Annotated in this window: 12 protein-coding genes and 1 pseudogene; 4 read left to right on the top strand and 9 right to left on the bottom strand. The window is 36.4% G+C overall.

The genetic code is table 11. The annotated features are described in order from the left end of the window. Nucleotides 1–6 precede the first annotated feature (6 nt). Nucleotides 7–2,748 (bottom strand): hypothetical protein, encoded by a 2,742-nt coding sequence (locus tag MF646_RS07915; RefSeq protein WP_250095949.1) that lies wholly within the window; start codon nucleotides 2,746–2,748, stop codon nucleotides 7–9. Between the two features lie 4 nt (nucleotides 2,749–2,752). After that, entirely contained in the window at nucleotides 2,753–4,063 is a 1,311-nt protein-coding gene (locus MF646_RS07920) for a site-specific integrase (RefSeq protein WP_250095950.1), read from the bottom strand. A gap of 331 nt (nucleotides 4,064–4,394) precedes the next feature. Between MF646_RS07920 and MF646_RS07925 the strand changes: the two are divergent. The 3 genes and pseudogenes from MF646_RS07925 to MF646_RS07935 form a co-directional block, all read left to right on the top strand. Next, nucleotides 4,395–4,568: pseudogene (locus MF646_RS07925) on the top strand (LemA family protein); the annotation flags it as partial. 17 nt (nucleotides 4,569–4,585) lie between these two features. After that, the gene (htpX, locus tag MF646_RS07930) at nucleotides 4,586–5,461 is read left to right on the top strand and encodes a zinc metalloprotease HtpX (protein ID WP_250095991.1); all 876 of its coding nucleotides are present in this window, start codon (nucleotides 4,586–4,588) and stop codon (nucleotides 5,459–5,461) included. Nucleotides 5,462–5,710: 249 nt separating this feature from the next. Then, nucleotides 5,711–7,087: a sodium-dependent transporter gene (locus MF646_RS07935; RefSeq protein WP_250095951.1), complete on the top strand. Its 1,377-nt coding sequence runs from the start codon at nucleotides 5,711–5,713 to the stop codon at nucleotides 7,085–7,087. A gap of 137 nt (nucleotides 7,088–7,224) precedes the next feature. On the opposite strand, the gene MF646_RS07940 is transcribed toward MF646_RS07935, so the two are convergent. From MF646_RS07940 to MF646_RS07950, 3 genes are all read right to left on the bottom strand, one after another. Next, complete coding sequence (locus MF646_RS07940) at nucleotides 7,225–8,430, bottom strand: aminotransferase-like domain-containing protein (RefSeq protein WP_250095952.1); 1,206 nt, start codon at nucleotides 8,428–8,430, stop codon at nucleotides 7,225–7,227. 388 nt (nucleotides 8,431–8,818) lie between these two features. Continuing rightward, nucleotides 8,819–10,630: an ABC transporter ATP-binding protein gene (locus MF646_RS07945; RefSeq protein WP_250095953.1), complete on the bottom strand. Its 1,812-nt coding sequence runs from the start codon at nucleotides 10,628–10,630 to the stop codon at nucleotides 8,819–8,821. A 10-nt stretch (nucleotides 10,631–10,640) separates the two neighbouring features. After that, a complete protein-coding gene (locus MF646_RS07950) occupies nucleotides 10,641–12,389 on the bottom strand; it encodes an ABC transporter ATP-binding protein (RefSeq protein WP_250095954.1) in 1,749 nt (582 codons plus the stop codon). 369 nt (nucleotides 12,390–12,758) lie between these two features. On the opposite strand from MF646_RS07950, the gene MF646_RS07955 reads away from it, so the two are divergent. Then, a complete protein-coding gene (locus MF646_RS07955; protein ID WP_250095955.1) occupies nucleotides 12,759–13,283 on the top strand; it encodes a hypothetical protein in 525 nt (174 codons plus the stop codon). 2 nt (nucleotides 13,284–13,285) lie between these two features. Here the strand turns inward: MF646_RS07955 and MF646_RS07960 are convergent, their stop codons facing one another. The 4 genes from MF646_RS07960 to MF646_RS07975 form a co-directional block, all read right to left on the bottom strand. Then, the gene (locus MF646_RS07960) at nucleotides 13,286–14,698 is read right to left on the bottom strand and encodes a SpoVR family protein (protein WP_250095956.1); all 1,413 of its coding nucleotides are present in this window, start codon (nucleotides 14,696–14,698) and stop codon (nucleotides 13,286–13,288) included. A 127-nt stretch (nucleotides 14,699–14,825) separates the two neighbouring features. Next, nucleotides 14,826–16,562, bottom strand: coding sequence for a phospho-sugar mutase (locus MF646_RS07965; RefSeq protein WP_250095957.1), 1,737 nt, complete (start codon nucleotides 16,560–16,562; stop codon nucleotides 14,826–14,828). Between the two features lie 191 nt (nucleotides 16,563–16,753). Further along, nucleotides 16,754–17,278 (bottom strand): FixH family protein, encoded by a 525-nt coding sequence (locus MF646_RS07970; protein WP_250095958.1) that lies wholly within the window; start codon nucleotides 17,276–17,278, stop codon nucleotides 16,754–16,756. A gap of 65 nt (nucleotides 17,279–17,343) precedes the next feature. After that, on the bottom strand, nucleotides 17,344–18,888 hold the full coding sequence (locus tag MF646_RS07975; RefSeq protein ID WP_250095959.1) for a bifunctional GNAT family N-acetyltransferase/carbon-nitrogen hydrolase family protein: 1,545 nt from the start codon (nucleotides 18,886–18,888) through the stop codon (nucleotides 17,344–17,346). Nucleotides 18,889–19,205 lie beyond the last annotated feature (317 nt).

Consider the following 19,205-nt stretch of genomic DNA (forward strand, 5'->3'; position numbering starts at 1 on the left):
CTCCTCCTACTCTAGATAAATTGGGTTAAATGTTAAATATTTTTCAAATTCTTCTCCTGTCTTTGATTGAAGTTCATCAAGTAGATTCAATAATTGATTATATTCTTCTACCCCATTTTCAAAAAAATTAAATACCTCGGCTTGACCAAATCTTTGCATTGCTCGCTCTAAATTATCCATATCTTTATATAAACAGTTCATAAGACGTGTTTTTTCACCTTCAAAAGAATGCGTCTCGAACTCCCTAACAAAATTAAAAATGCTTTCTCTAACCCCCTCGACAAGAGAAGATATAGCATAGAAATTAGGAACAGCAAAAGGACAATCTTTACATGAATCTAATTCTGGTTTTCTACAATTAGGTGATACAATACATTGAAAGTGTTCATTTTGACTGGGTAGAGTGTTAGTTTCTAAATCAAACATTAAATTACTTACTTCATCAATACCCATCCTCAAAATTTCCTCAGCAACTAATTTTCTTTCAGATAAGATTCTATTAATGAAACCAGATGTTGCTTGAATTCCGTATATTCCTCCCAATGTATTCGAAATAGCTATTATTTCTTGCGTTCTTTCATCTCTGTTATTATTATCGTCAAATAAAATACTAGCCAACAAATCAGGAATATAACCAAAGTGTTTTCTGCTGAATAAACTCTGACACAAATCATCTAGTTCTTCCTCGGGGATAACTAGATAAATATTAGTCGATTCAAAGTCTTCATGAGCCCTCAATTTCTGTGCCATTTCTAAAGCTGCACTACCACGCCCTTTTCTTACAAGGACCATATACATAATTACTAATACAGTGCGATTCATTTTAAGACTCTTAAACCTGAACTCACCTCTCTTTATACCTTCGAAAAACATATTGTGCGCTTTCCTTGAGATAATCTCGTTATCCTGTAGTCCAAAATCAATAAGATTACGGTTTACAAGATTTTCGTGTTCATCCCTTATTATGCTTGTACGCCTCGTCACAATTAAAGCACAAATTACAGCAGCTGTTGCAAAGGGTAGTATTAAATCATCTGGACAGTTAAATCGATTTAGGGCTCCTGTTTTATTAACTGTAAGGTCTCTACGTTTGATTTGATTAACAATAGAATTTGCTTCGTCTTTTGTTAAGTCTCTCCCTTTCAATTCTTCTAGTGTAATTGAACCTAATTCTTTTAAGTTTATCATCGGAAGTGACATAACATCGCCATGTCTCCAAGCATTACCTAAATGAGTAAGTACATATAACCAGGCACATGCGTAGTAATTATGTTCACCTGTACCATCAATCATTTGCTCCGCATCAATAATAGCTTTATGTTTATGTGTCATCAGTTTTGCATAATCATAGATTTCGATATATTCGGAATAATCATATGTTTCTTTAGGCTTTTCAACAGACTCATAAAAATAAGGGTTAATGACTTTCAACATATTAAAGGATTTTTTTATTTCCTTTTTATCTTTTACAAAAGTGTTTAATTTTGCATGATATTCAAGAAGGAAACTATAAAGTTTACACTGTTTTGAAGATGATATTGAGTTGTTGAAAAGCTCTAGATTAATATTATTAGACGTTAAAGAGTACAACTCATTTTCTAGCGTTAAGTTAGATAGATAGTTAGTACAATCGACGTACTGTGAAATAGTAGTTTTTATAACTTGATTGCTACCATTAGACAAACTCAATTTTTGTTCACAATACAAATACCACTCTTGTTCGGTGTGTGGACATTTCCCTGAGAACGCGATTTGTTTTAATTTTAAGATTTCATAAAAGCGATTAACTGTATTAACCTTAGAATTTAATACTCTGCTTATTTCATTTCGGAGTTCTATCTCCTTTTTATACTCATAAACTTCTTCTAATGAAAACATTATCTGCGCCTTTGAACCTAATGCACTTCTTGCCAAAACATTAGTTTTAAAGTTTGTAAATTTATCATATTGAAAAGATTTAAGATTACAAATATCCATTACATCTTGTGCAGTACAATAACCTTTTTGAATTTCTGTAATTTCTCTCCTAACTTTTTCAATATCTAACTTAAGGTAGAATATTTTTCCTTTAATATAGGAAGGTTCTAGATTCCCTTCTTCTCTAAGCGCATTTAATATATTTCTACTAAATCCAAGAATTGACATTACCTCATCTAGACTATAAAATTCAGATACATTCCTTATTAAAGGTTTAAAATATTTTTCAGCATCTAATAAGCGATAAAAATAATTATTCTTGGTTATCGTAATCCTTTTAATGTCGTATTTTTTTTCCAAAGCATAAATATCCTCATATGAGACTTTATATTTGTCCCAAGCATCAACACATCGAATATTTGTATTTAAAAAATGTAACAATTGTTCCTTGTTCACAAACAAGTAAATCTTTTTGAACCCCTTTTCAAAGTACTTAAATTCAATTCTTTCAGAATTGCACAAACCAATTATTCCTTTAAGAATTTCTTTTCGTTTACTTGTCCCATGTAGGGGGGATTTCCCTTCAAATCCAAGTAATTTAACAGCTTCTTTGTCAGTAATATACTGCGTTTCCAATAGATAAATTAATTGTAATAATTCATCCAAATCCTTTTTTTTGAAATAAGTTGAAATCATTGTTTTACCAGGAGCCTCTTTGGTTGAGATATAACCTTGTTCTACCCAAGGTTTAAATCCTTTGTAAGTTTTGGCTATCTTGTCGTATTTACCAGAATTCACTACCTCATATTTTCCTATCCATTCGGACTCCATGTTTTTATCCCACCCTTTCCTTCCATCTCTTCACATATTTGAAATCGACTAACCCCAATCGCTCTATAGGGTGTTTTTTAAACTCATTAACAGCCTCTTTAATTTGTTCAGTAGTTAAGTTTGCATCTATATAAGCCAAAGCAGAATTAATATTCCTATCACCTCTTGCTATAGCTAACTGTGTTGGGGTAAAGCCCATATCTATAAGGGTATTAGTAAAAACTCCTCTTCCAATATGTGTACTCCAAACAGTATCTGCTAAAAGGTCATAATCTTCATGTCCCATTATTGAAATTAGAAATGCTTTCTTAACTTTTTTGAAACGTCTATCATACACTTTTCCGGACATTGGATATCCATCCTTATCTATGAATAAAGCATTTATATTCTTACATTTCCCTTTAAGGAGCATAGAGTCTAGACTTCTCATATGTTTGTCATAAATAGACCACACTAAGTCATTGTCAAGAACTGTTTGCCTTGACAAATTTACACCAAGATAATTTAATCTCTTAGGATTTTCTGATTTAGTATCTTTTAAACGAGAGAAAAACTTTCTTCTATTATCCTTAATTTGTACCTCCATAGACTCTCCTCGTCTAACAATTAAGCCGCCTCTATCAATATTTACAACTTCCCCCCGCCTTAATCCACCATAAAATTGGAAACATAGCCCCAATGCAATTTCGGGTGCAACCTTCATCGCTATACTAATAAAATGAGATGTTAAAGTTACTCTGTCATCTCCAAAATCTTTTAACTTTGCTACTTTAGTCTTTTTAGTTTCTTGAGAAGGGAACCTTGTCCCTAAATGAGGTGCTCTAAAAATGGATTTATATGTGGTATTACCTATTGCGTTCTTTCTCTCATCTATTTCAAACTCTTCATTTATTAAATTCATCTTCTTTAAATACACGAAAAAAGCAGTTAGATAATATTCATATTGCTCTACAGTTGATTTTTGTAGACCTTTTAAAGAGAGATGGGTAATGTAACCACTAGCATGTTTTCTTTTTAACCCTCTTAGCCCTATTTGTTTAAGTTCAATGTAGTCTTCATGGTTTTCTTCAACCTTATTTAAGCAATAATTTAATAGTCTACATACTACCTTTGCTGGAACATCTGTACTGTTTAATGATTTGCCACTGTATTCATACATAGTTTTTATAAAATGGGTAATGGGATGTGGATATACAATTCCTGAGTGCTCTTCTAACACCCCAATCATAACAACTTTTATATTTCTCATTTTATTTTGAATAATCTCATTAACAGTAACTTCTCTACTTACAAACTTATAATTTAAGAGTTCCATTACAATACCTCCTCCAAATAGCCCTACAAAACTAATGCTCGCTCATCAGGAGTGTGGACAACGAAAGGCACGTTGACCACAAACCTAATTCACTCCCACTGCGCTATTCCCGCGCCGGGACTACTCCCCACACTTTTTTATTTATAAACCTTTAGAATCCCTTGTTATTGTTATATCCTCTAAACACTATTTACTCACACCTTTATCATTTTGTCCATTTTTCTTTATAATGGGCTTTTTTAATTTTACACTAAAACTCCTTATTATCAAGCATATTAAGGACACTTAACTCTCTTGTGTTGTTTTTTGACCTAAACCGTATCTATATGGAACAGAAAACAAAATCGCCTATGCAAGGCAACTCTACAACAAAACTGTAATGGAGTACAATACAAAGATTCAATCAATCCCAACGAATTTAGTTGCTTCGGTTCATAACTTTTCAAGACGCGATATGCTAGAAATTCCTGCTGAAGAACGTGAAAGTGTAAAAGTACAGTTTTAGAATGGGGAAATGCAATGATTCTCTATAAACAAATCGAACGAAATAAACGAATTACTGTGTTTATCGTTGCAGGGTTTATCATCTTTATGCTAGCAGTAGGAGCAGCACTAACATATATAACCACTGGTGAATACTATAGCGGTATGTTTCTTGCTGCCGTCATTGGCGGCGGCTATACAATCATGATGTTAATATCAAGTACAAACGTCGTAATGAAAATGAATCATGCAAAACAGATAAAATCAAAAGAAGATGATCCTTTTTTATGGCATACAGTTGAGAATCTTGCTATGGCAGCAAGAATTCCAATGCCGAAAATTTTTATTATACAAGATCCAAGCCCTAACGCTTTTGCCACGGGAAATTCCCCCAAAAGTGGTGCTGTTGCTGTAACAACCGGGCTCATGAATCGGTTAAATCGCGAAGAAATTGAAGGAGTCTTAGCACATGAAGTTGCTCACATTCGTAATTTTGATATTCGCTTAGCGACGATTGCCGTAGCTCTCGTATCAGCTGTCGCTATTTTAAGTGATCTTGGTTCACGAATGATGTTTTTTTCACGCAGAAGTCGTAACCAAAAGCAACATCCCGCTATACTGCTTGTTGCTCTTTTGTTATTAATTCTTGCCCCACTAATATCTATATTAATCCGTTTCGCCATTTCACGAAATCGAGAATTCTTAGCTGACGCAAGTGCAGCCGAGCTAACGAGAAACCCTTATGCGCTCGCATCAGCCTTAAGAAAAATAACAAGTGTTGAAACTCCCGTACAAGAGGCATCAAGTACGTCAGCTCCATTATATTTTGCAGACCCTCTAAAGAAAAGAGCAGCCCAGCTTTTTTCAACGCACCCACAACCCGAAGAACGAATTCGCAGGCTTTCTAACATGTAATTTTTTTACAAAGTCGCTACGTCCTTTAAAAGCCTTGAGAGAAGTTGTTTTCCCTCTCAAGGCAAATAGTGAAAGCCATACCTCTCTGTTCCCCAGCTTATGAGACACCCCCTTCCCATTCTTAAAAATCAATCCACTTGCTTGCTTATTTTCCAAAAAATGTTGTCAGAAAATTTTCTATTCATTTTTTCTTTAGTGTGATATAGTATATTCACAAAACATTTTAACAATTTAAAGGAGGAATACATTGTGTCACGAAAGCATGAACCAGGACGTGAGCAGTGGGCATCACGCCTAGGATTTATTTTAGCGGCTATGGGCTCAGCTGTTGGATTAGGTAATATTTGGAGGTTTTCTTATGTAGCTGGGGAAAATGGCGGTGCCGCCTTCATTTTGGTTTACCTAGTAATGATCATTTTAATCGGGTTGCCGATTGTGATGTCCGAATTTACAATTGGACGTAAAGCACAAAGCGACGCTGTTGGTGCGTTTGAAAAATTGTCTCCTGGTGGAGATCGTCTAGCACCAGGTGAGCCTTGGAAAGCAGCTGGTATTATGGGTGTTGCTGCTGCATTTATGATTCTTTCATTTTATGGCGTTATCGCTGGATGGATTGTTTATTATTTCTTTAATTACTTAACAGGAAACCTTTGGACTGCTCCAGCAGATGGGTACGGGGCGTTCTTTGGAGGGTTTATTTCTAGCCCAGGACAGCCACTTTTCTGGCAATTTTTATTTATGGCTTTAACAATTGGAATTGTTTTTGTAGGAGTTAAAAAAGGAATTGAACGTTCAAACAAAATTTTAATGCCATTATTAGGAGTTTTACTTATTGTACTTTCTATTTATGGATTAACTCTTGGTGGAGCACAAGAAGGTTTAGCATTTTTATTCTCTCCTGATTGGTCTGCCTTAACAAACCCTAACATTTATTTAGCCGCATTAGGTCAAGCATTCTTCTCCCTTAGTTTAGGGATGGGGGCATTAATAACGTACGGCAGTTACTTATCAAACAAAGAGAAGCTTCCTGGTGCAGCTGTAAGTGTCGCTGGTTTAGATACAACGTTTGCTATTATTGCTGGTATTATGATCTTCCCAGCTGTTTTTGCTTTCGGTATCGAGCCTGGTTCAGGGCCTGGACTTGTTTTTGTTGTTATGCCTGATGTTTTTGACAGCTTTGCCCTTGGTGGAGTTTTTGGCCTATTATTCTTCTTCTTACTTGCTGCAGCTGCACTAACATCAGCTGTCTCATTATTAGAAGTAGCGGTAGCCTATTTCATGAGAAAATTTGCTTGGTCTCGTAAGCAAGCAGCTCTTATTGTTGGCTCATTAATCTTTTTACTCGGTATCCCGTCTTCTCTTAGTCAAGGGGTATTATCAAACATTAGTATTATTGGAGGCCGAGACATCTTAGATTCTATTGATTTTATTGCCTCAAATGTTTTCCTTCCTCTTGGCGGATTAATTATTGCCCTCTTTATGGGATGGGGCTGGAAGAAAGCTGATGCATTACGTGATTCCGATTTCGGCAACACAAGAATTGGGCATCTTTGGCTATTTTTATTACGCTACATTGTACCAGTAGCCATTCTAGCTGTCTTTATTAGTTCAATTAGAGAATTTTAATAAAGAAACGGACTCAATACTAAATGAGGAATATCTCCTTGTTCAGTTCCCCTGAGTCCGTTTTTTATATTGCAAAATACGTCATGAAAAAAAGAGACAGAGTTGGCTTTATTAATCCCGACTCTGTCTCTTTTTTTCTATTCGACGTTCACTAACCTTTTTTTCATTTCTTCTTGTATTAATGGAACAAATAACTTCATGCCTTGTTCAATTTTATCTGGTGTCGAATGAGTAAAGTTCAACCGTAATGTATTCTTCTTTGGGGGCCCTGCGTAGAACGGTTCACCAGGTACATATGCAACCCCTCGGTCAACCGCATCATTTAATAGAGAAGTCATATTTAGAGACTTTTCTACTTCTAACCAGAGAAACATTCCACCTTTTGGCTTAACAAAATGAACTTCAGGCATGTTGGCTTCTTCAAGACATTGTACCATAACCTCCATCCGGCTTTTATACACTTTTATCAGATGTTTTATATGTGCATCTAGATCATAATGTGTACATAATTGATATAAAGCTTGTTGGGACAATGAATTCGAATGTAAATCATTTGCTTGTTTTGCCTGAGCCATCATACGTATTACTTGATATGGTCCGACAATCCAACCGGTACGTAAAGCAGGTACAGCTGTCTTCGAAAACGTACTAGTATACATAACATGTGTTCCATCATCTAAAGAAGCCAATGGCTGATACACTTCATCTTCCGTAAATTGAAGTTCACCATATGGATCATCCTCAAACACCACAACTTTGTACTTATGTACAAGGTTAATTAACTGTTTGCGTCTCTCAAGCGACCAAACACGTCCAGCCGGGTTTGAAAAAGTCGGTACTACATAAATACACTTTGGATTATGTTTCTTTAATTTACTCTCTAAATCATCTGGAAGCATCCCGTTATCGTCTGAGTCAACAGCTACAACCTTTGCTTCGTACGATTTAAATACTTGCAGCGCAGCTAGATACGTTGGATCTTCCGTTAAAATAACATCTCCAGGACTTAGCATAATTCGCGAAAATAAGTCAATGGCTTGTTGTGATCCTGTGGTAATAAGAACATCATCTGATGTAAATCCCGTTATCCCTTTTTTACTCATCCGTTCTAATATGACTTCTCGTAAAGGACGATACCCTTCTGTCTCCATATACTGTAACGATTTTTTACCTGTTTGAAAAACCCTTGAAAATGCATCTTCAAGGCCGTCTAATGGAAACAAATCATCATCTGGCAGTCCTCCAGCAAATGAAATGACATTCCCCTTCCCTACAATTTTTAAAATATCTCTAACCGCAGAAGATTGTAAATACCGAACTCGATCTGCAAAGGCATACTTCATTTCTAGCACCTCTATTTATTTATAAAATTTAGAATATTACATCTATATTACCCCGATTTATTAATTTGTCAATAAATCTAACTCACTTTACAAAAAGAACCTATAAATTACTTTTTCCATCACCTTTAAGAATATTCTCCACATTCCCTGTTGCCCCTATAAAGGATACTATTTAGACGCTTTAGAAACAAGAAAAAAGTAATGGGCTGGACAATATAACGTTGATACGTATTCACAATTGTAAGGGATTAAATTGTGAACTAAGTTTAAAGCTCATTTAAAAAAGGACTCATAATGGGCAGCTGCTTTAAAACATATACGTGAGTAATTATCACGCACATTCTGCTTCTACAGTTGCCACGTCTTATAAGTCCACACTTAACTGTCTCTAGCTTTTATCCATCATTGCAGCATATTGTGATTTCACAAGGTTATAGTAAGCTCCCCTACTATGCATTAATTTATCATGGGTTCCTTCTTCTAAAACCTTCCCTTTCTCTAACACGATAATTTTATTTGCATCACGTATCGTCGACAAACGATGTGCGATCATCACTGCCGTACGGTTTGCTAATAATCGTTTTAACCCTTCTTGAATCTTCAGTTCTGTCTCTGTATCAATACTTGCTGTTGCTTCATCTAAAATGAGAATCCGTGGATTTGCAAGCAAAGCGCGTGCAAAGGATAACAATTGACGTTCTCCTACAGAAAGGACATTTCCTTTCTCTTCCACTTCGGTATTATAACCATCTTCTAACTTTACAATAAAGTCATGTGCACCAATTGCTTTAGCAGATTCAATTACTTCTTGATCAGTAGCATCTGGTCTCCCGAAGCGAATATTATCCATAATCGTTCCTGCAAAGATAAACGTATCTTGCAACACATAGCTGACATTAGAACGCAGCTCATCTAAACGCAGATCACGCAAATCAACACCATCAAGGAGAACTCGCCCCTTTGTCGGATCATAAAAGCGACTCATTAAATTCACGATTGTTGATTTTCCTGAACCTGTATGACCAACTAACGCAATTGTTTGGCCAGCTTCAAATGTTAAATTAATGTCTTGAAGAGCCTTTCTTGATTCATCATAAGCAAATTCAACATCTTCAAAAATTATGTCGCCTTTTACTTTTGATAGAGAAATTGCGTCTTTTTTTTCTGGTACAGATGGCTTTTCATCAAGGAACTCAAAGATTCTTTCTGATGAAGCCATTCCTACGAGTAATTGATTATAAACTTGCCCTAATCTAGAAATTGGTTCCCAGAACATCCCTAAGTAAAAAGCAAATGATACAAAAATCCCAATGGAAATTGTATTTGATTCGATCAAAGAAGCTCCATACCAAATTAATACAACAGCTCCTACTGCACTGGACATTTCAACAAACGGACGAAAGATTGCATTCATTCGTGTTGCGTGTTTCCAACTTTCATAGTTATCTGTATTAACACCATCAAAGAACTCCATGTTTTCTTTTTCCTGTGCATAAGCTTGTGTAACACGGATTCCTTGAATACTTTCGTTGAGATGTGAATTCATTTTTGACTGTCTTACACGTACTGTCTGCCAGGATCTTCTTATTTTCCTTCTAAGTTTTGTTGAAATAAAGAACATGATAGGCAATACGATTAATATTAACATCGCAAGCTCAGGGCTTAATGTAAACAAAATGATGATAATCCCTACTAGCATGACGATATCCATTAATAAATTTACTACACCATTCGTAAATAGATCTTGCATTGAATTTACATCATTGATTACTCGAACCAGGATTGAGCCTCCTGAACGTTGATCGAAGAAACGGTGTGATAACCTCTGTATGTGATTAAATAGTGCTGTCCGAATATCAAATATCATATGCTGGCCGATTTCATTCATCCATCTAATACGAAATACATTGGCAATCCATGAAAAAAGATAAAGTCCAAGTACAATTACAGCAAATGTATAAAGTAAGTTTAAATCACCTGGAATAATCGCATAATCAATCGCTAATACCCCGATAAAAATAGGAACCGCTACTCTTACTGCTGTAACAATTAACATAGCAATAATGGTTTTTGGTAAAAGCGTCCACGCATAGGGCTTCATATAACCAAAAAGGCGAACCATCTGTGACCAATTGAATGGTTTTTCAATGATTTGTTCGGTCGTATAATGAAATCTTGATCGCTTTGTCGTTTGTTCCATGGTTTCCCCCTTAAGCCTGTTGAAGAACGTATTCTTGATCCTGGTTTTGGATATCGTAAATTCGACGGTAAAGTCCATCCGAATTTAGCAGTTCTTTGTGCGTTCCACGTTCACAAATTTCCCCATCTTCAAGTACAAGGATTTCATCGGCATGTTTCACAGATGAAATACGATGAGCAATAATGAAGGTTGTACGTCCTTCCATCACTTCACGGAAGGCCTTTTGAATTTTCACTTCTGTTTGCATATCTACAGCACTTGTAGCATCATCTAAGATCAAAATCTTCGGATCCATGATGATCGCTCTTGCAATGGCAATCCGCTGCTTTTGTCCACCCGATAAACCAAGCCCCCGTTCTCCAAGCACTGTCTCATATCCATCTGGTAGTGAAGTGATAAACTCGTGAGCATCGGCACGTTTAGCTGCCTCTATGATTTCCTCCATCGATATATCTGGTCTTCCGTAGGCAAGATTATCACGAATCGTTGACGAGAATAAAAACGTCTCTTGTAAAACAACTCCTATTTGTTCTCTTAGGTCACCTAGGGTATACTCATCTATCGATTTACCGTCTATGAGGATTTCCCCTGAGGAACGTTCATAAAACCTTGTTATAAGCTGAATTATACTTGATTTTCCAGAACCTGTAGCTCCAACTAGGCCTATGGTTTTCCCTTTGCTCGCTTCAAAAGAGATTCCTTTAAGTGCAGATGCAGACTTTGCTCCATATGTAAGGGAGACTTCGTTGAATATAACTTCACCTACAAATTCATTACATTTAGTATTAGGTAATGCCTTATCAATTCTTTCTTCTTCATCAAGAATCTCTAATAAACGTTCGCCTGATGCTTTTGATTGCGAAAACATGTTAATAATAAAACCTAGATTCATAATTGGACCGATGATATACCAAACCAAACTAAAGAAGGCAACAAGTTCACCAGGCTGCAAGCTACCTTGTATTGTTAAATACCCACCGAATACCAAAAGGAAAACCGCCGATAAATTACCCAAAAACTCCATGAATGGAAAATAGTTACCCCAAATTTTTGAAATATCAAGATGTTTTTGTCGATAGTCTTCATTTGATTTTTCGAAGCGATTGATTTCTTGATCTTCTTGAGACAATGCCTTTACAGTATGCATTCCGCTTACATTCTCTTGTACTTTTGTGTTCAACCTTGCTAAAGACTTTCGAATTCCACGAAATCCAGGATGAACCCTTTTATCAAACTTCCTTACAGTGATGGCCAAAAATGGAAGTACAGCCAATGTTACAAGAGTTAGAGGGATGGAATAGTAAAACATCACAGCCATACTAAAACCAACAAGTAAGATAAAATTCACAACTTGCGCGCAACCAAAAGAGAGGAAAAACCGAAATGTCTCTACGTCTCCTGTTAACCGAGACATTAAATCTCCTGTTTTGGCATTATCATAGTAACGAAAAGGAAGAAACTGGAGTTTCCTATACAATGTATTTCGTAACTTGTAGACCGTCGTAATCCCAAAAAGATCACCAAAATACTGATGAATATAAACAGCTCCACCTTTTAACGCCATAACTGCGACAATAGCCAAGGCCAAATAGGGGATTAATTCATAATTCTCTGCCCGTACAGCATGATCAATCGTAAACTGTAAGATCACTGGATAAAGAACCGTCATACCAGTAACAATGAATAGAGCTAACAACGACCAAATAAAATACCCTTTGTAAGGCCAATAAAATTGCTTTAACCGTTTAAATGTTTCCATAGTCACTCTCCCGTTCAATAATAATTCCGTAATCTAATATTTAGCATCTCGAATAATAAATGACTACCATTAATACTACTCCTGTGGTCAAGAATTCGTCAATATTCTATTTCAATTTTCTGTTATTTCAAAAACCTCTCATTGTTAAATAAAACAGGTAAGCTCGGGAAAGGAGCTTACCAAAGAATTATTAGAGTAGGGGTTACGTTAGATCGCTTCGAGTTAATGAAAAAAGGAAAGGGCGCCTTTTTACTTTAATAGTGCGCCTAAAGGAGAAACCCGCTCCTTTAGGCTTAAGACATTACGGCGGCTTCGCTCATCCTCTCGTTCTTCAAATGGGAAAGTACTTTTGGCGGTATTTGTGCGAACATGTTTGCGATGGCTACGCTCGCCGTGCGCCTAAAGGAGAAACCCACTCCTTTAGGCTTAAGACATTACCGCAGTCCTGCTCATCCTCTCGATCTTCAAATGGGAAAGTACTTTGGCGGTATTTGTGCGAACATGTTTGCGATGGCTTCAATCGCCGTGCGCCTAAAGGAGAAACCCGCTCCTTTAGGCTTAAGACATTACCGCAGTCCTGCTCATCCTCTCGATCTTCAAATGGGAAAGTACTTTGGCGGTATTTGTGCGAACATGTTTGCGATGGCTTCACTCGCCGTGCGCCTAAAGGAGAAACCCGCTCCTTTAGGCTTAAGACATTACGGCACTCCTGCTCATCCTCTCGTTCTTCAAATGGGAAAATACTTTGGCGGTATTTGTGCGAACATGTTTGCGTTGGCTACGCTCGCCGTGCGCCTAAAGGAGAAACCCACTCCTTTAGGCTTAAGACATTACGGCGGCTTCGCTCATCGCTTCGAGTTAATGAAAAAAGGAAAGGGCGCCTTTTTTCATTAACTCTACAGGTATTTTCTATGGACTTTTTTTCCGTCGTAGACGAAGGCGATTTCTTTTTCATTTATAATTGTTTCAATATGAACAGGGCGTCCCCAAAGTTGGAATAAATATGGGAGTACCTTTTCTAAATAACCAACATCTAATTCTGTTCCTTCATAATTGTGTTTAATATAAAGCTCGCCATTTTTTAAATAATCACCGTCTGTAATGACCAGATATGGAAACCCTCCGTTTACTCGAGATTGAGCTAGTTGATCTCTAACTTGTTCCCATTGTTTATCAATTATTTTGTAATCCGCACCTTGTTTTTGAAACAAGTACATATCTTCTCGTGTAACGAGGTCCTTCGTTAAATAGTTTCTAATGAAGGAGATATCTGACTCAATTTCTCGAACTTCAAACATCTTTTCTCGACCACTACCTGGAGTTACACCTTGACGTTCTTGCATATCTTTTGTTGGATTGTTATATCTTTCTTCAATATCTTCAAATATTTTCAACCCTAAATAATATGGGTTAATAGTTGTTTTCGATGGCTGTACAACGCCCGCATTTAATTTGGCAAATTCAATGGTCTCTTCACTAGTTAAATCCATTTCTCGAAGGATACGTTGATGCCAATATGATGCCCAGCCTTCATTCATGATCTTTGTTTCTAATTGTGGCCAGAAATATAACATTTCCTCTCGCATCATTGTTAATACATCACGCTGCCATGGTTCTAGTTCTCTACTATATTCCTCAATAAATAACAATATATCTTTTTCAGGACTTGGAGGGAAATGTTTCTTTCTCGGCTTAGGTATTTCAGTTTTTTTCTTTTCGTCAAGAGCCCATAAATCATCATATTCTGATAGTTTCTTCTTCGGCTCTATCTCTTCCTCGTCCTCCATGCTCCAATTTAGTTTTGGACGCAGAATACTTGGATCAATATGTTCCTGTATAGCTAAAACGGCATCTAGAAAATTCTCCACTTCTTCTTTTCCATGTACATGTTCATAGTGAGCAATTCGTTCAGCTGTTGCACTCATACTTTCCACCATGTCTCGGCGAGTATTTGAGAACCTTACATTATTTTTAAAGAAGTCACAATGGGCAAGAACATGAGCAACAATTAATTTATTTTGGATAAGAGAATTGCTGTCTAATAGAAATGCATAACAAGGATCAGAATTAATTACAAGTTCATAGATTTTGCTAAGCCCCAAATCATATTGCAGTTTCATTTTATGAAATTGCTTACCAAAGGACCAATGACTATACCTAGTTGGCATCCCATAAGCACCGAATGTATAAATAATTTCAGCTGGACAAATCTCATATCTCATCTCATAAAAATCGAGCCCAAACCCCTCAGCTATTTCTGTAATTTCAGCAATAGAGTGTTCAAGTTGCTTCCAATTTTCCGACGACATTCGAATCCCTCCTTGAACGTGCTTTCTTTCAATTTATGATGAGTAAATACAAATCATGAGTACAACTGCTCTTATTTCTTTTAAAAAAAGCAAAAAAAGCTACCAATCTTGGTAGCTTTTTTACTATTTATATTAGCTTGTGAACTAGCCCCATCACTGCTTGTTTTAATTGTTCCAGCGATTTTTGGCTCTCTTCTAAAGTTTCTTTGTTAACTCCAAAATAAAATTTAATCTTCGGTTCAGTTCCTGATGGACGAATGCAGAACCAAGATCCGTCCTCTAAAATATATTTTAATACATTAGATGATGGCAATTCGATAGAACTCTCAACACCCGTTAATGCATTCTTAGATTTGCTTGACTTATAGTCTTCAATCGTTACAATCTTGTTTCCATCTAGATCATTAGGAGGAGTTTCTCGGAAAGAAGTGAGAATTTGATTAATCTGCTCAATTCCCGCTTTTCCTTTTAAAGTTAATGATTCTAATCCTTCTTGATAATAACCGTATTTTTCAAACACTTCAATTAGCCCATCGTACAAGTTCATATCACGTGATTTGTAGTACGCAGCTAACTCTGCAGCTAATAGGCAAGCTTGAACAGCGTCTTTATCTCTGACAAAGTCGCCAATTAAGTAGCCATAGCTCTCCTCATATCCAAACAAGAAACTATGTTCACCTGATTGTTCATATTGTTTAATTTTCTCACCAATAAATTTGAAGCCAGTTAACGTGTCAACTGTTTTCAAATTATATTCATCTGCAACCGCTCTACCAATTTCAGATGTAACAATCGTTTTTAACACAACACCATTAGCAGGCAAGGTTTGTTGTGCTTGTTTTTGTGACAAAATATAGTCTAGCATTAATGCACCAGTTTGGTTTCCTGTTAATACTACATAGTTACCTTCACGGTTTTTAACCGCTACACCTACACGATCGCCATCTGGATCAGTTGCGATTAACACATCAGCATCAAGCTTTTTTCCGTGCTCAATTGCTAATTTAAAAGCAGCGTGCTCCTCTGGATTAGGGGATTTCACTGTTGAAAAATTAGGATCAGGCAGTTCTTGCTCCGGAACAACTATTACTTGTGAAAAACCACTACTCTCTAAGACGCGTCGAACAGGAATATTAGCCGCTCCATGTAGAGGTGTAAAGACGATCTTTACCTTGTCACCAAATTGTTCAATGATATCTTTTTGAACAATAATTGACTGTAGCTTCTCATTATAAGCACTATCAATATCATCTGAAATTACTTGAAGTAAACGACTTCCTTTAAGGTCTAATTCATCAGCAACTTCAATTTGAAGTTCATCTTCAATCTCATTTACATAGCCGACAAGCTCATCTGCAGGCCCTGGTGGCAATTGCCCGCCATCTTCACCATACACTTTGAATCCATTGTATTCAGGTGGATTATGGCTGGCTGTAATAACAATTCCTGCGTATGCATTTAAATGGCGCACAGCAAAAGAAAGCTCAGGTGTAGGGCGGAGCTCATGAAATAAATACGACTTAATGCCATGCTTTCCTAATGTAAGTGCGGATTCAAGAGCAAACTGTCTAGATTTGTGTCTAGAATCAAATGCAATTGCCACTCCACGCTCTTTTGCTTCCGTACCAGCCTTTTCAATAAAGCGTGCTAGACCTTCAGCCGCTCTTCGAATCGTATATGTATTCATTCGATTTGGCCCTGGACCGATTTCACCTCTCATACCACCAGTTCCAAACTCTAAATCTTTATAAAAGCAATCTTCAAGCTCTACTTCGTTATCTTTCTTCTCAATTAGCGCTTCTTTCCATTCTTCTTCTAAAGCTGAAAAATTGATCCACTTTTCATATTGATCTTTCCAAGTCATTTTCTTCCTCCTAATTCATGCAGTATGTCGTTTATTATAGCATTTCAATTCTACCCCAGGACCTAATTATCCTTTAAAATTCCAAAAATAAAAGTAAAAGATAATTAAATGAAGTGAAAAAGATGGCACAGAAAAAGTCAACATCACCTTTTTCTGTGCCATTTAAACATGTGCTTCTTTATTTCTTTTACTTATTTATTGAATACTGGAATATTATTTAAACTTCGCTGCAGCTCTGATGGAAGAGGTTGTTCTAGATGAAAATGATCTTTTGGATCTCGGTTTGCTTCTGAAACAATCGATCCATCAACTGTGAATAATATTTGATTTCTGTAAATATGATCTCCTTTTTCTGCTTCAACCATTGCAATCCACGTTCCAGGTACAGAAAATACTATCTCCGTTTCGTAAAGACCACCCTCTACCCGACTAAATACTTTTTTTATATGATGAACGGTATCTGGTCGATCGAATACAGCAGTAACGGTTGCATTTTCAATAGCATTTCCAAACTCATCCTCTAGAAAAACATGAAAATCTGTTGCTTGGCCTGTCTGAAAAAACTCATCTGCCCCTGCAAATGATAATGTCCAATTTGTTTCAAGCTTTTCCATGCTTGGTAATGTGGCAAGCACGTAAGAGGAAAGGACTAAAATACATCCCAGACTTAGCATAAGCATTGGTCTCTTTTCTAATGGTTCCCTCTCTAGTCTCATCAAGCTGACCTCCCTTATGAGTCACAATTCAGCCTATCCAAACTAAAGAGGAGGTAAACATAAAATTAAGATTGTTTATAATTTATCGAATAAATGTCGTGCCTACGATCACGTAATTGATTCACACTACCAGCACGTCGATTTCTTCTAAGTATCTCTAAATCAACGTCACCTACCACGACTGTTTCTATATTCGCTTGGCACTCACCTACAATTCCGTCACGGGCAAATGTAAAATCAGAAGGACTAAAAATGCCCGATTGTGCATATTGAATATCCATGTTTTCTACATCTGTTAAATTACCAACCGTTCCAGAAAGGACCGTGTACACCTGATTTTCAATTGCTCTAGCCTGAGAACAATATCTAACGCGAAGGTACCCTTGACGATCATCTGTACAAAATGGCGTGAAAATTATATTTGCTCCTTTATCAACAGCAATCCTTGCTAACTCGGGAAATTCAATATCATAACAAATTTGGATCGCAATTTTTCCGCAGTCAGTATCAAATACATTTACATGGTTTCCACCAGATATCCCCCAAAATTTCCGCTCATTTGGAGTTATATGAAGTTTGTACTGCTTTTCAATTGTCCCATCTCGTCTAAATAAATAAGCAATATTATAAATTTTCCCCTCTTCTTCAACAAAGTGTGAACCACCAATAATGTTCACGTTGTATTTAACAGCTAGCATCGTAAATAGTTCAATATAATCCTCTGTAAACTCCGTTAAACGTCTTATCGCAAGACTTGGACTTTTCTCAGGTAAGAACGATAACAGTTGCAAAGTGAAAATTTCGGGAAATACGGCAAAGTCCGAATGATAGCTAGCTGCAACATCTGTATAGTATTCACATTGAATAGCAAAATCCTCAAAAGACGAAATTTTCTTCATTGCATACTGAATCGTTGTGATTCGAACAGGGAACGATGTTTTAAATTGTCGTTTTGGAACTGTAGGACGATAGTCAATATTATTCCACTCCATTAACGTAGCATACCGAAGTGACGCTCGGTCGTCCTCTAAATAATTTGGATTAATACGTTTCATAGTAAAGCCATTCATTACTTGAAACGTAAGAACAGGGTCGTATATGTTATGCATCGTAACTTCTTCAACATATTGCCGCGGCGTCATTTCTTTAGCGTGCTTAAAGTAATTAGGAATACGACCACCAATAATAATACTTTTTAAGTTTAACTCCCTGGCTAAGTCCTTCCTCGCTTCATATAATCTGTGACCAATCTTCATTCTTCTGTAATCGGGGTGAACCATGACCTCAATTCCATATAAATTATACCCTTCATAATCATGGTTTGTTATATATCCATTATCCGTTATTTCATCCCAAGTATGTTGGTCATCGTATTCATCAAAATTAATAATAAGACTAGAACAAGACCCGATAATTTCTCCGTCATACTCGACACAAAATTGACCTTCCGGAAAAATATCAACATGACTTTGCAAGTGTTCTCGCTCCCAAGGCTCCATATTCGGGAAGCACAATTTTGACATTTCAATAATATCATCAAAGTCATCCGGTATAATATTTCGAATAATCATCTTTTTCTCAAATTTAGAAACATCTATTTTTTTAGACATCGAATCCACTCCTTTCTATCCATTCATGAAGTTTACCTTTTTTTCTTTAGGATGAACACTCTTTTGCATTTCACTCATATATTACGAATTCTCACTTACCTAGCAAGAGCATCCCTTTAATTTCCTAATATTAATCGTCTTTATTGATTTCTTCTTTCTTCTCGTGAAATTGCTCACCAAATGTCATTTAAAAATTTTTTTAATTGGTTGGAATGTTAAGCGCTCCCACTCGCATACACTGAAAACAACATTGTGGTCATGCCACTCACACGTTAGGATACCTCTATTGAAACAACTAGTATCCCCACAAAATGGTT

Source organism: Halalkalibacter alkaliphilus (genome assembly GCF_023555415.1).
Classification (GTDB): domain Bacteria; phylum Bacillota; class Bacilli; order Bacillales; family Bacillaceae_D; genus Halalkalibacter; species Halalkalibacter alkaliphilus.

Coding starts and splice junctions, on each gene's coding strand:
- MF646_RS07970 (WP_250095958.1), bottom strand. CDS start 17,278: ATGAGACTAGAGAGGGAACCATTAGAAAAGAGACCAATGCTTATGCTA.
- MF646_RS07975 (WP_250095959.1), bottom strand. CDS start 18,888: ATGTCTAAAAAAATAGATGTTTCTAAATTTGAGAAAAAGATGATTATT.
- MF646_RS07915 (WP_250095949.1), bottom strand. CDS start 2,748: ATGGAGTCCGAATGGATAGGAAAATATGAGGTAGTGAATTCTGGTAAA.
- MF646_RS07945 (WP_250095953.1), bottom strand. CDS start 10,630: ATGGAACAAACGACAAAGCGATCAAGATTTCATTATACGACCGAACAA.
- MF646_RS07960 (WP_250095956.1), bottom strand. CDS start 14,698: ATGTCGTCGGAAAATTGGAAGCAACTTGAACACTCTATTGCTGAAATT.
- MF646_RS07940 (WP_250095952.1), bottom strand. CDS start 8,430: ATGAAGTATGCCTTTGCAGATCGAGTTCGGTATTTACAATCTTCTGCG.
- MF646_RS07965 (WP_250095957.1), bottom strand. CDS start 16,562: ATGACTTGGAAAGATCAATATGAAAAGTGGATCAATTTTTCAGCTTTA.
- MF646_RS07920 (WP_250095950.1), bottom strand. CDS start 4,063: ATGGAACTCTTAAATTATAAGTTTGTAAGTAGAGAAGTTACTGTTAAT.
- MF646_RS07950 (WP_250095954.1), bottom strand. CDS start 12,389: ATGGAAACATTTAAACGGTTAAAGCAATTTTATTGGCCTTACAAAGGG.
- MF646_RS07955 (WP_250095955.1), top strand. CDS start 12,759: ATGTTTGCGATGGCTACGCTCGCCGTGCGCCTAAAGGAGAAACCCACT.